The sequence below is a fragment of the Phenylobacterium sp. genome (assembly GCF_035944335.1).
Classification (GTDB): Bacteria; Pseudomonadota; Alphaproteobacteria; order Caulobacterales; family Caulobacteraceae; genus Phenylobacterium.
The window spans coordinates 36,965-48,529 of sequence record NZ_DASZBG010000086.1 but is presented as its reverse complement, the minus strand read 5'-3'; the positions used below and the strand labels follow the sequence as shown (position 1 = coordinate 48,529).

General features: G+C 69.8%; 12 protein-coding genes and 2 tRNA genes. 8 read left to right on the top strand and 6 right to left on the bottom strand.

The window, feature by feature from the left end:
• The 3 genes from VGT80_RS14745 to VGT80_RS14735 form a co-directional block, all read right to left on the bottom strand.
• The coding region (locus tag VGT80_RS14745) for a GTP-binding protein (protein ID WP_327457077.1) at nt 1-141 on the bottom strand (141 nt) is incomplete at its 3' end.
• Nucleotides 142-183: 42 nt separating this feature from the next.
• A tRNA-Gly gene (locus VGT80_RS14740) sits at nt 184-257 on the bottom strand.
• Between the two features lie 60 nt (nt 258-317).
• Nucleotides 318-403: transfer RNA gene (locus VGT80_RS14735), tRNA-Tyr, on the bottom strand.
• Between the two features lie 135 nt (nt 404-538).
• Here VGT80_RS14735 and rlmB point away from each other — a divergent pair.
• Nucleotides 539-1,345, top strand: a complete 807-nt coding sequence (gene rlmB / locus VGT80_RS14730; protein ID WP_327457073.1) for a 23S rRNA (guanosine(2251)-2'-O)-methyltransferase RlmB — start codon at nt 539-541, stop codon at nt 1,343-1,345.
• Nucleotides 1,346-1,354: 9 nt separating this feature from the next.
• Nucleotides 1,355-2,080 carry a TerC family protein gene (locus VGT80_RS14725; protein WP_327457071.1) on the top strand — a complete coding sequence of 242 codons (726 nt, stop codon included), beginning with the start codon at nt 1,355-1,357 and terminating at the stop codon, nt 2,078-2,080.
• 4 nt (nt 2,081-2,084) lie between these two features.
• On the opposite strand, the gene metG is transcribed toward VGT80_RS14725, so the two are convergent.
• Nucleotides 2,085-3,899 (bottom strand): methionine--tRNA ligase, encoded by a 1,815-nt coding sequence (gene metG / locus VGT80_RS14720; protein WP_327457069.1) that lies wholly within the window; start codon nt 3,897-3,899, stop codon nt 2,085-2,087.
• 104 nt (nt 3,900-4,003) lie between these two features.
• Nucleotides 4,004-5,161 carry a glycosyltransferase family 9 protein gene (locus tag VGT80_RS14715; RefSeq protein ID WP_327457067.1) on the bottom strand — a complete coding sequence of 386 codons (1,158 nt, stop codon included), beginning with the start codon at nt 5,159-5,161 and terminating at the stop codon, nt 4,004-4,006.
• Between the two features lie 224 nt (nt 5,162-5,385).
• Here VGT80_RS14715 and VGT80_RS14710 point away from each other — a divergent pair, with 224 nt between their 5' ends.
• Entirely contained in the window at nt 5,386-5,814 is a 429-nt protein-coding gene (locus VGT80_RS14710) for a DUF1761 domain-containing protein (RefSeq protein WP_327457065.1), read from the top strand.
• Between the two features lie 33 nt (nt 5,815-5,847).
• Here VGT80_RS14710 and VGT80_RS14705 read toward each other — a convergent pair whose 3' ends face one another.
• On the bottom strand, nt 5,848-6,465 hold the full coding sequence (locus tag VGT80_RS14705; protein WP_327457063.1) for a class I SAM-dependent methyltransferase: 618 nt from the start codon (nt 6,463-6,465) through the stop codon (nt 5,848-5,850).
• Nucleotides 6,466-6,543: 78 nt separating this feature from the next.
• Here VGT80_RS14705 and VGT80_RS14700 point away from each other — a divergent pair, with 78 nt between their 5' ends.
• From VGT80_RS14700 to VGT80_RS14680, 5 genes are all read left to right on the top strand, one after another.
• Nucleotides 6,544-7,734, top strand: coding sequence for a glycosyltransferase family 4 protein (locus tag VGT80_RS14700; protein ID WP_327457061.1), 1,191 nt, complete (start codon nt 6,544-6,546; stop codon nt 7,732-7,734).
• Nucleotides 7,735-7,801: 67 nt separating this feature from the next.
• Complete coding sequence (locus tag VGT80_RS14695; RefSeq protein ID WP_327457059.1) at nt 7,802-8,899, top strand: polyamine ABC transporter substrate-binding protein; 1,098 nt, start codon at nt 7,802-7,804, stop codon at nt 8,897-8,899.
• Nucleotides 8,896-9,876: an ABC transporter ATP-binding protein gene (locus tag VGT80_RS14690; protein WP_327457057.1), complete on the top strand. Its 981-nt coding sequence runs from the start codon at nt 8,896-8,898 to the stop codon at nt 9,874-9,876. The genes VGT80_RS14695 and VGT80_RS14690 overlap by 4 nt, the downstream gene beginning before the upstream one ends.
• On the top strand, nt 9,873-10,748 hold the full coding sequence (locus VGT80_RS14685; protein WP_327457055.1) for an ABC transporter permease: 876 nt from the start codon (nt 9,873-9,875) through the stop codon (nt 10,746-10,748). The genes VGT80_RS14690 and VGT80_RS14685 overlap by 4 nt, the downstream gene beginning before the upstream one ends.
• Nucleotides 10,745-11,542 carry an ABC transporter permease gene (locus VGT80_RS14680; protein WP_327457053.1) on the top strand — a complete coding sequence of 266 codons (798 nt, stop codon included), beginning with the start codon at nt 10,745-10,747 and terminating at the stop codon, nt 11,540-11,542. Before VGT80_RS14685 ends, VGT80_RS14680 begins: the two co-directional genes overlap by 4 nt.
• Nucleotides 11,543-11,565 lie beyond the last annotated feature (23 nt).

The window sequence follows — 11,565 nt, the reverse complement described above, 5'->3', positions numbered from 1 at the left end:
ATAGGCCATCGCCTTGGCCCCGCCGACCTTGGCCAGCGTCATGGTGATCGCCGCCGTCAGCGTCGTCTTGCCATGGTCAACGTGACCAATCGTGCCGATGTTGCAGTGCGGCTTGTTGCGTTCGAACTTTTCCTTGGCCATCGGGATCCTGCCGGCGTTGTTTCAATTGGTGGATGAGGAAGCTGGAGCGGGTAGCGGGAATCGAACCCGCATATTCAGCTTGGAAGGCTGCTGCACTACCATTGTGCTATACCCGCCGAGCTTAGAGCGGGGTCGCCCCGTCTTCTCGTAAACCGGCCTCCTCATGAACCGGCGCGTGGTGGGGGAAGCAGGACTCGAACCTGCGAAGGCGTACGCCAGCGGATTTACAGTCCGCCCCCTTTGCCACTCGGGACATTCCCCCTCGCGCGCGGAGCTCGATCGGGGCCTCGAACAAAAGACTTCCGCCGCAGGATGCGAAAGGGCTTAAAGGCCGCCGAACGCATGGTCCTGATCGGGGAAGGCCCGTCCGGGGCCCCAATTTGGAGCGCGTCTTATAGTGGCCTCGACCTTCGAACGCAACGACGCCCGGCGAGGCGGAAAAGGCCCCCAAAAAGCCCCAGGTCACGGGCGGTTCGCGCGGCGTCCCGAGACCCCCTCCGACGACTGGATCTGGGGCTGGCACGCGGTCGAGGCGGCGCTCGGAAATCCCCGGCGCGAGCCACCGGTGCGGTTGCTGGCGACGCCGGAGCGCGCACGCCAGATCGAGGCCGCGTTCGGCCGCTCGAAGCTCCTCGAGATCGCCGACAACAACCTGATCGCGCGGACCCTGCCGCAGGGCGCCAGCCACCAGGGCGTGGCCATGCGGGCCGGTCCGCTGGAGACCGTCGGGCTGGAGGACTTCGCCGGCGGGCCGGGCGCGGTGGTGCTGATGCTCGACCAGGTGACCGATCCGCAGAACGTGGGCGCCATCCTGCGCTCGGCCGCGGCGTTCGGCGCCCAGGGCGTGATCCTGCAGGACCGTCATGCGCCGCGTTTCACCGGCGCGCTCGCCAAGGCCGCCGCCGGCGCGCTGGAACGGGTGCCCGTGGCCCGGGTGGTCAATCTTTCGCGCGCCCTTGAGGAGCTGTCCGAATCCGGCTGGCGCACGATCGGCCTGAGCGGCGAGGCGGAGCAGCCGCTGGCGGCGGTGCTGGACGCCCGGCCGACCGTTCTGGTGCTGGGCTCCGAAGGCGAAGGCTTGCGGCGACTGGTCGGCGAGCACTGCGACGAACTGGCGAAAATTCCCATGCCCGGCGGCTTCGAGAGCCTGAATGTCTCCGCCGCCGCCGCGGTGGCGCTTTATGAAGCGGCCCGGACGCGGTAGCCCGAAGGCATGTCCCTCTCTTCGATGATCGACGCCGGCGCCGTCACCGCCTTCTTCCAGGTGGTGCTGATCGACGTGGCCCTGGCGGGTGACAACGCCGTCGCCGTGGGTCTGGTCGCCGCGGGCCTGCCGCAGGCCCAGCGCCGGCGGGCGATCGCGCTCGGCCTGGCCGCGGCCGTGGTGATGCTGATCGGCCTGGCCCTGGTCGCCACCCAGCTCCTGAAACTGGTCGGGCTGACGCTGGCGGGCGGCTTCCTGCTGCTGTGGGTCTGCTGGAAGATGTGGCGCCAGCTGCGCGCAGAAGGCCGCGCCGAGGAGGCCGAGGGCGAGGCTGTCCTCGAGGGCGTCGAGGGCCAGACGGCTGCGCCGCACCACGCCAAGCCCCGGACCATGGCCCAGGCGCTGGTGCAGATCCTGGCCGCAGATCTCACCATGTCGCTGGACAATGTCCTGGCCGTCGCCGGGGCGGCCCGCGAGCACCCGATGGTGCTGATCGGCGGCCTGCTGCTCTCCATTACCCTGATGGGGGTGGCCGCCAGCTGGATCGCACGCCTGCTGCATCGCTTCCGCTGGATCGGCTACCTCGGCCTGGCGATCGTGATCTATGTGGCGGGCCACATGATCTGGGAGGGTACACGCAACGTCGCCGTCGCGACCGGCCACACGGCGACTTACAACAACGTCATGCCCGGCCCGCTGGACATCAGCCCGCAGGAAGCGGCGAAGCGGAAGTAGCCGCTCAGGCGGGCTCGGCCACCGCCTCGGCCCCGCCGAAGCGGGCGATCCAGTCGGCCACCTGGGCGTCCTCGATCTTGCGGAACAGCACCTCGGGCGCCTTCACCGGGCGGCCAGGCTCAAGGATGTCGAGCGCCCTGGCGGGCTCCGGCCACTGGCCCGGGACGCTCTCGCCCACCGAGCGGGCGATGATGTCGGCCGTGAACGGGATGAAGGGCTCGGCGACCTTGGCGAACAGGGCCACGAGGTTGAGGCCGGTGCGGACCGCCACGGCCGCGCGCGCCGGATCGATCTTCATCGCCGTCCAGGGCGCCGCCTCGGTCAGGTACTGGTTGCCGAGCACCCACAGCTGGCGCAGCGCCGTCGCCGACTTGCGGAACTCGCGGGCCTCCATGTGCTGGGTGAGTTCGGTGAGCTTGGCCGCCACGTCGGCCTTCAGCTTGGCCTCCAGCGGACCGTCGAGCCCACCTGCCGGAACGGCGCCGTCGAACCGCGTCTCGGTGAACTTCAGGATGCGGTTGACGAAGTTGCCCAACACGTCGGCGAGGTCGGCGTTCACCTGCGCCTGGAACTGCTCCCAGACGAAGCTGCTATCGGAGGTTTCCGGGACATTGGCCACGATCCACCAGCGCCAGTAGTCGGCGGGCAGCAGCTCCAGGGCGTGGTCCATGAACACCCCGCGGCCCTGCGAGGTGGAGAACCGGCCGCCATAGTAGTCGAGCCAGTTGAAGCCCTTGAGCTCGTCGACCAGCTTCCAGGGGCTGTTGTTGGTGACGCCCCAGCGGCCGTCGGCGTCGCGGCGCTCATTGCTGCCGATCAAGGTGCAGGGAAAGCCCACGGTGTGGAAGGGCACGTTGTCCTTGCCCATGAACTCCACATAGGTGACGTCGGCCGCCTGCGGCAGCCGCCACCAGCGCTCCCAGTCGGCGTCCTTCGGCTGCCGGCCGGCTTCGGCGGCGACCGCGTCGGCCCACTCCCAGGTGGCGGCGATATATTCGATGGGCGCGTCGAACCAGACGTAGAACACCTTCTCCGCCAGGCCGGCGGCGTCCGGCAGCACGCCATCCGGGTTCGCACCCCATTCCATGGCGTTGACCGGCACGCCCCAGGCGAGGTCGCGGGTGATGCCGCGATCCTGCAACCCCTCGTCCAGCCACTTGAGCGCGATGGAAGTGACCAGCAGCGGCCAGTCGCCCTTCTTCGCCTCGATCCATTCGCGCAGCTTGGGGGCGAACAGGCTCTGGCGCAGGAACAGGTGCTTCGACGGGCGGATCTCGATGTCGGTCGAGCCGGAGATCGCCGAGCGCGGCTCGATCAGGTCGGCGGGATCGAGCACGCGGGTGCAGTTCTCGCACTGGTCGCCGCGCGCGGCGGTGTAGCCGCAGTGCGGGCAGGTCCCGATCACGTAGCGGTCGGGCAGGAAGCGCTTGTCGGCCAGGGAATAGACCTGCTGGGTCACCCGCTCCTCGATGAAGCCCGACTCCCAAAGGGTCTGGGCGAAGCGCTGGGTCAGGCGGTGGTTCTGCGGCGAGGACGAGCGGCCGAAGTGGTCCCACGACAGGCCGAACCGGCGGCCGAGGTCGTACTGGACGCGGTGCATGTCGGCGCAGTAGTCGGCCGGCGCGACGCCGGCCTCGGCGGCGGCCAGCTCGGTGGGCGTGCCGTGCTCGTCGGTCGCGCAGATATAGAGGGTCTCGTTCCCCCGCGAGCGCTGGAAGCGCGCATAGACATCGGCCGGCAGCATCGAGCCCGCCAGCGTCCCCAGGTGCTTGATCCCGTTGATGTAGGGCAGAGCCGAGGTGATGAGGATGCGGGACATAGGAGAACTTGGGCCTTGGCGCGGCGAAAAGCGGAAGCCGGGCATATAGGCTGAAGCCGCCGCTTCTCAAAAGCGCCCGCAGCTATTTTCCGGCGGGCGGCGGTTCAGCCCAGCGCCCGGAGCCTCGCGGCCATCTCGGCGAACACCTCGCCCCACTCGCCGCGCCTTTGCTGCCGGAAGAGCCGCAGCGACGGGTACCACGGGCTGCCCCGGCGATCGTTCAGCCAGCGCCAGTCGGCCAGCCAGGGCAACGCCACCCAGGTCGGGACCCCCAGCGCGCCGGCCAGATGGGCGACGCTGGTATCCGGCGTGATGAAGAGGTCGCAGCCCATCATCGCCGCCGCCGTGTCGAGGAACAGGTCCGGGCCCGGATCGAAGTCCTCGCCCAGCGTCTCCACGGCCATGCCGGGCGGCAGGTTCGCCAGCTGGTCGAGGCCGTTCTGCTTCTGCAGGCTGATCAGGCGTACGCCGGGCAGCCGGGAAATCTCGTCCAGGGCGGCCAGCGGGTAGGATCGCTGCAGCGGCAGGGCGTGCGGCTGAATGCTGCCCTGCCAGGCCACGCCGATCTTGAATCCCCCCTCGCCGATCCGCGACCGCCAGCGCTCGACGCGCGCCGGCTCGGCGCGGAGATAGGCCGGCGCCCAGGGGACGGTCTCGAGCGTCGTGCCGAAGAGGGCCGGCAGGCTCATCAGGGCGCAGCGGTAGCCGTCGACCTCGGGACTGGCGTCGTCCGGCAGCAGCTCGACGCCGCGGCTGAGGGTCCGCAGCAGCGCGTGCATCGCGGCGGGCGCCCCCAGCCGCACCTTGGCCCCCAGCCGTTCGGCCATCAGGGCGTAGCGGCAGAACTGGATCAGATCGCCCATGAACAGTTCGGGATAGATGAACAGCGTCTTGCCGGCGAGGTCCTGCCCGGCCCATTGGTCGGGCAAGGCGTAGCGCGGATCGTCGAAGGTAGGGCAGGCCTTGCGCCACTCGTATTCCCCGAAGCCTTCGGCCAGGGCGCCGATCTGCAGCCGGCAATGGGCGCGGTTGTGGTGCGCCATGGCGAAGTCGGGCCGCAGCGCAATGGCCTCGCCGTAGCTGGCGATCGCCTCCTCGAAACGCCGCAGCAGCCTGAGCATGTTGCCGATGTTGTAGTGCAGCGGCGCGCTGGCCGGCTCCAGCGCGACCGCGGCCCGATAAGCGGCCAGAGCGTCCTCGAAGCGTCCCGCCTGGACGTGCGCGTCGCCTCCTTCATGCAGCTCTGGGACGAGGTCCGGCATCGCCGCGCCGTGCCATGTTTCCGGGGGCGGGTAAATGCGCCGCCGCACGCCCAAGGTCTGCGCCGACCGCCGGCCGGCCCGGTGCTTTCCACCCGCCAGGCCGGAGGTTCGCGCAATATTTTCTCGCCAACCCGCGTTATCGGCGCGACCTTCCGCCCAGGGCGAAGGCGGCAGCCCTTGAGTCGTCAAGAGTAGAACGCCGTCTCATTCGGGGAGGAAACGCAATGTTGAAGGGCGTCAACTGGATCGCCGTGGTCATCGCCGCGGTATTGCTGCAAGTCCTGGGCTTCCTATGGTTCGGGCCGGTCTTCGGGAAAGCCTGGATCGCGGCCATGGGCAAGACCGGAGACATGTCCGGCGGCTCGAACATGCTCATGGCGCTTGGCGCTGTGAACACCCTCGTCTGCGTGACCGGGCTGTCTTGGCTGATCAACAAGGTCGGCGCGGTCACGCTCGGCGCGGCCGTCACGACCTCGGTGGCGGCCTGGTTCTTCTTCAGCCTGACGACCTCGGCGCTGGAGTACATCTACATGGGCATGAGCCTGCAGCTGCTGGAGCTCAACGCCGGCTATCTGCTGGTCTCATTCGTGCTCGCCGGGGTCACGCTGAACCTCGTGAAGTTCGGCGCGCCGGCCCCCGCCGCCGCAGCCTAGTCCGCGTCGGAGTCCCCGCCGCCGGCGGGGACTCTACGCCGGCCGCTTGGTGACGAAGGCCCAATAGGTGTCGGGGCCGCGCGGGGTCGAGAAGTTGAGGTCCGCCGCGGAGATCTCGGGAAAGCCCGTCCGCCGGATCAGCTCGATCCACATGGACTTGCCCAGTACGCTGTAGTGATTGGGATTGGCCTGGTGGGCGCAGGCGGTGTCCGGCGCCGGAACTTCGACGTAGAGCACCCCGCCCGGCTTCAGCACCCGGTGCATCTCCGACAGGGTGAAGAACGGGAAGACGCTGTGCTCCAGAGCATGGCGGCACCAGACGAGATCGAAGCGCGCGTCCTCGAAATCCAGGAACGACAGGTCCATCTCGACGACCGCGAACCCCTTGGCGCGGCAGGCCTCGGCGTCGGGGCCCAGGGTGATCCCCAGCGGATCGAGGCCGGCGGCCTTGAACACCTCCAGTCCCACGCCCTGGCCGCAGCCCACGTCGAGCACCTTGGCGCCGGGCGCAAAGGCGTGCGCCTCGTTCAGCCGCTTGAACATCTCGCGGGTGATCATCGTGTGCCCCTCGGTGGGGCCCTCGGGATAGATGTCGCCGCGCAGCTTCTCGAGGAAGGCGTCGAGGCGGCGGTGGTGGTCGGGCGTGGTCATCGCGGCTCCTGTTCCCGGTTAGCCGCGCGGCGTGCTAGCCACAAGGCCGGAACGTCGTTCGTTCGGGGAGCCAGGTCCTTGCGTCGCTCAGTGATGATTACCTGGAACCTCTCCAGCTATCACGGCTGGGGGGTCTACGGGCTCAACCTGGCCCTGCACTGGGCGCGCGACCCCGACCTGAAGCTGGCCTGCGCGCACCCGATCAAGCCGCAGCTGCTCAGCCTCGATCCCTTGAGCGCGCTCGTCCTGCAGCCGTTCTTCCGCGACACGGCCGAGCTGGTGAAATCCTTCGAGGGCCATGCCGGCCAGGCGGCCCAAAGCACCGGCCCGGTGCTGCTCAGCCTCGACGACGACGGCACGGCGACCAAGGCGGCGCACGACGTCATGCTGAGCGGCAAGCCGACGGTGGGCGTGGCCTTCTTCGTGACCTCGCGGCTCGAGCCCAAGGTGCTGGAGCGCTTGCGAGCCATGGACCTGGTGGTGGCGGGCTGCGCCTGGAACGAACAGCTGCTGCGCGCCAACGGCGTCGAGCACGTGGCCACGGTGCTGCAGGGCATCGACCCGGCGCTCTTCCATCCCGCGCCGCGGCTCGGCCTGCTGGGCGACCGGTTCCTGGTGTTCAGCGGCGGCAAGCTGGAGCGGCGCAAGGGCCAGGATATCGTGCTCGCCGCCTTTCGCATCTTCGCCGAGCGGCATCCCGACGCCGCGCTGGTCACCGCCTGGCACAGCCCCTGGCCCGAGGTGGCGCGGGGGCTGGATGTCTCTGGGCTCGCCGCACCGATGGCGTTCCGGCCGGATGGCGACGTCGACGTGGCCGGCTGGGCGCAGGCCAGCGGCGTGCCGGGCGGACAGGTGATCGATCTGGGGCTCGTGCCCAACGCCGCCATGCCGCCGCTGCTGCGGGAAATGGACGTGGCGCTGTTCCCGAACCGCTGCGAGCCGGGCACCAACCTGGTCGCCATGGAGGCCATGGCCTGCGGGGTGCCGGCCATCCTCTCGGCCAACAGCGGCCATTTCGACCTGATCGAGACGGGGAACTGCTATCCGCTGACGCGGCAGGGCGCCTTGCCGGGCGCCGAAGCCGGCCTCGACGGCCTGTCCGGCTGGGGCGAGAGCGACATCGACGAGGTGGTCGAGGCCCTCGAGGCCGCCTACGCCGACCGCGCCGAAGCCCGCCGGCGCGGACTGAAGGGCGCCAAGGCGCTGGCCAAGCTGCCCTGGTCGCGGACCGCGGCCGAGATGAAGGCCGCGATCATGCGGCTGGTCTAAAGCGGCCGCAGGAAGCTTCGACGCGGCTCCAAGCCGCCCTATAAGCTTGCGCCAAGAGGGGGACGGCATGCGGCGATGGGGCACGGCGTTGGGGCTGGCGGCGGCGTTGGTGCTGGCCGCGTGCGGCGGCGCCGGGAAAACCCCGGCCGGCGAGCTCAACATCTACAACTGGTCCGACTACATCGACCCGGCCCTGCTCGCCCAGTTCACCCGCGAGACCGGGATCAAGGTCCGCTACGACACCTTCGATTCCAACGAGGTGCTCGAGACCAAGATGCTGCAGGGCGGCACGGGCTATGACCTCGTCGTCCCGTCGAACCATAACCTGCCCCGCTATATCACCGCCGGCGCGGTGCAGCCGCTGGACAAGGCCAGGCTCCCCAATCTGAAGAACCTCGACCCCGCCGTCGTCGCCCGGATGCAGGCCTTCGATCCCGGCGAGAGGTACGCCGTCCCCTACATGCAGGGCACGATCGGCATCGGCTACAACGTGGACGCGGTGGCGAAACGGCTGGGCAAGCCGGTCGACAGCTGGGCGGTGGTGTTCGACCCCGCAAACCTCGCCAGGCTCAAGGACTGCGGCGTCTATTTCCTCGACGCCTCGGAGGACATGTACGCCGTCGCCCTGCACGATCTGGGCAAGGACCCCAATTCGACGGCGCCGGCCGACTATGCCGCGGCCACGGGCCTGCTCATGAAGGCGCGGCCCTATGTCCGCAAATTCCACTCCTCGGAATACATCGATGCGCTGGCCAATGGCGACATCTGCCTGGCGGTCGGCTACTCCGGGGACGTGCTGCAGGCCAAGGCCCGCGCCGCCGAGGCGAAGAACGGGGTGAAGATCGCCTACGCCATCCCCAAGGAAGGCAGCCAGGTCTGGTACGACCTGTTCGTGATCCCGGCCGATGCGCCGCACGCCGCGGCCGCGCACCGGTTCCTCGACTTCATGCTGCGGCCCGAGGTCATCGCGCGGGCCTCGAACCGCACCCACTACGCCAACGCCAATGGCCCGGCCAAGGCGCTGGTCGATCCCGCCATCCGCGACGATCCCAATGTCTATCCGCCGCCGGAAGTGGAAAAGCGCCTCTTCGTCACCACGACCAAGGACCAGGCCCAGCTGCGCGAAGTGAACCGCCAGTGGACGCGGGTGCTGACCGGCCAATGAGCGGCCCGCCAAACGGCACGCCCCTTGTCCGCTTCGAAGGCGTTTCCAAGCGCTTCGGCGCCGCGGCCGCCGTCGACGACGTGACCCTGGAGATCGCTGAGGGCGAGTTCTTCGCTCTGCTGGGTCCCTCGGGCTGCGGCAAGACCACCCTGATGCGCCTGCTCGCCGGATTCGAGACGCCGGACGCCGGCCGCATCCTGCTGGGCGGCGAGGACCTGGCTGGCGTGCCGCCCCACCGGCGGCCCGTGCACATGATGTTCCAGGCCTATGCCCTCTTCCCGCACCTGACCGTGGCGCAGAACATCGCCTTTGGGCTGAGGGCGCGGGGTCGGCCCCCCAAGGTGATCGCGGCCCGCGTCGAGGAGATGCTGGCGCTGGTCAAGCTGGACGGCCTGGGGGACCGCAGGCCCGACCAGCTTTCCGGCGGCCAGAAGCAGCGCGTGGCGCTCGCCCGCGCGCTGGCGCCCGCCCCGCGGATCCTGCTGCTCGACGAGCCCATGGCCGCCCTCGACCGCAAGCTGCGGGAGGAAACCCAGCTCGAACTCAAATCCCTGCAGCGCCAGCTCGGCCTCACCTTCCTGATCGTCACCCACGACCAGGACGAGGCCATGGTCACCGCCGATCGGCTGGCGGTGATGCGCGACGGCAGGATCGTCCAGGTGGGCGCCCCGGCGCAGGTCTATGAGCGGCCCGTCGACCGCTTCGTGGCGGGCTTCCTGGGCGAGGTGAACCTGTTCGAGGATTTCGGCGTGCGGCCCGAGCGGATGGCGCTGGCCCGCGCCGAGCCAAGGGCCGCCAACCGCCGCCAGGGCCGGGTCGCCGAGGCGGGCTACCTCGGCGACCGCATCGTCTATGTGGTGGAGGCGGACGGCCGGACCCTCAAGATCGCCCAGGCCGCCGGGGGCGAAGCCTTCCGCATCGGCGATTCGGTGTGGGTCAGCTGGCCGGCCGCGGCGGCGATGAGGCTCGAGGCATGAGGCCGAAGCTCGCCGTCCTGCTGCCCTACCTCTGGCTGGCGCTGTTCTTCGCCCTGCCCTTCGCGCTGGTCGCCAAGCTCTCCCTGTCGCACAGCGCGCTGGCCATCCCACCCTACGAACCGAAGCTCGATCCCACGCGCGGCCTCGCCGGCCTTGCCGACTTCGTCCACGGCCTGGACCTGGCCACCTACCGCCGCCTGGGGTCGGACCGCCTCTACCTCTCCGCCTATCTGTCGAGCCTCGGCTTCGCGGGCCTGTCGACCGCCGTCCTGCTCGCGATCGGCTATCCCATGGCCTACGGCATCGCCCGCTGCGCCGGTCGCCTGCGTCAGGCGCTGATCCTGGCGGTCATCCTGCCGTTCTGGACCTCGTTCCTGATCCGCATCTACGCCTGGATCGCCATCCTCAAGCCCGCCGGCCTGCTGAACCAGGCGCTCCACGCCCTCCACCTGCCGAGCCTCGTCCTCCTCGACACCAACGCCGGGGTGGTGCTGGGCCTGGTCTACGCCTACCTGCCGTTCATGGTCCTGCCGCTCTACGCGGTGCTGGAGCGGCAGGACGAGAGCCTGATCGAGGCGGCGCAGGATCTCGGCCTAACCCCGCGCCAGGCCTTCTGGCGGGTCACCTGGCCGCTGTCCCTGCCCGGCGTCGCGGCGGGCGCCCTGCTCTCGTTCATCCCCATGGTCGGCGAGTTCGTGGTCCCCGACCTGATGGGCGGCTCGCGGACCCTGATGCTGGGGCGGACCATCTGGACCGAGTTCTTCGCCGACCGCGACTGGCCGGCCGCCTCGGCGGTGGCCGTCGTCCTGCTGGTGACGCTCGTGGTCCCGCTGGTGCTGGTCCAGCGCCGCCGCGCGACGCTGCTGCCATGAGGCGTGGCCCGTCGCCCTTCCTGGCTGTCGCGGTCGCCGCGGGGCTGGTCTTCCTCTACGCGCCCATCGCGCTCCTGATCCTCTACTCCTTCAACGCCAGCCAGCTGGTCACCGTCTGGGGCGGGGCCTCCCTGCGCTGGTACGGCGCCCTCGCCCACGACGCCCAGATGCTGGACGCCATCGGCGTGACGCTGCGGGTCGGGCTGATTTCCGCGACGCTGGCCACCGGCCTCGGCCTGCTCGCCGCCGTGGCCCTGGTGCGCGGCGGAGGCTTTCGCGGCCGGACCACCTTCTCCGGCATGGTCTATGCCCCCCTGGTCATGCCCGAGGTGATCCTTGGCCTCTCGCTGCTGCTGCTGTTCGTCAGCCTCAAGGTCCCGCGCGGCTTCTGGACGGTGACGGTCAGCCACGCCACCGTCACCCTCTGCTACGCCACGGTGGTGATCCAGGCCCGGCTCTCCAGCTTCGACCGCAGCCTGGAGGAAGCCGCGCAGGATCTCGGCCTCTCACCCGCCCGGGCGTTCGTGGCCGTGACCCTGCCCAACATCGCGCCCGCCGTGGCGGCCGCCTGGATGCTGGCCTTCACCCTGTCGCTGGACGACCTGGTCATCGCCAGTTTCACCTCCGGGCCCGGCGCGACGACGCTGCCCATGCGCCTCTACAGCCTGGTGAGGCTCGGCGTGAACCCGGAGATCAACGCCGTCTCGACCCTGCTGATCGGCGTGGTGGCGGCGGGCGTCGTCGCCGCGTTCCTGGTCCAGCAGCGCCGCGGCGCGCCGATGAACGCCGGCTGACGTCGCCGTCCCGGCGACCGTTC

What these genes read in the sequence shown, in the direction of transcription:
- metG (WP_327457069.1), bottom strand. Translation starts at nt 3,899, where the DNA reads ATGTCCCGCATCCTCATCACCTCGGCTCTGCCCTACATCAACGGGATC.
- VGT80_RS14715 (WP_327457067.1), bottom strand. Translation starts at nt 5,161, where the DNA reads ATGCCGGACCTCGTCCCAGAGCTGCATGAAGGAGGCGACGCGCACGTC.
- VGT80_RS14710 (WP_327457065.1), top strand. Translation starts at nt 5,386, where the DNA reads ATGTTGAAGGGCGTCAACTGGATCGCCGTGGTCATCGCCGCGGTATTG.
- VGT80_RS14695 (WP_327457059.1), top strand. Translation starts at nt 7,802, where the DNA reads ATGCGGCGATGGGGCACGGCGTTGGGGCTGGCGGCGGCGTTGGTGCTG.
- VGT80_RS14705 (WP_327457063.1), bottom strand. Translation starts at nt 6,465, where the DNA reads ATGACCACGCCCGACCACCACCGCCGCCTCGACGCCTTCCTCGAGAAG.
- VGT80_RS14690 (WP_327457057.1), top strand. Translation starts at nt 8,896, where the DNA reads ATGAGCGGCCCGCCAAACGGCACGCCCCTTGTCCGCTTCGAAGGCGTT.
- VGT80_RS14680 (WP_327457053.1), top strand. Translation starts at nt 10,745, where the DNA reads ATGAGGCGTGGCCCGTCGCCCTTCCTGGCTGTCGCGGTCGCCGCGGGG.
- VGT80_RS14725 (WP_327457071.1), top strand. Translation starts at nt 1,355, where the DNA reads ATGTCCCTCTCTTCGATGATCGACGCCGGCGCCGTCACCGCCTTCTTC.
- VGT80_RS14685 (WP_327457055.1), top strand. Translation starts at nt 9,873, where the DNA reads ATGAGGCCGAAGCTCGCCGTCCTGCTGCCCTACCTCTGGCTGGCGCTG.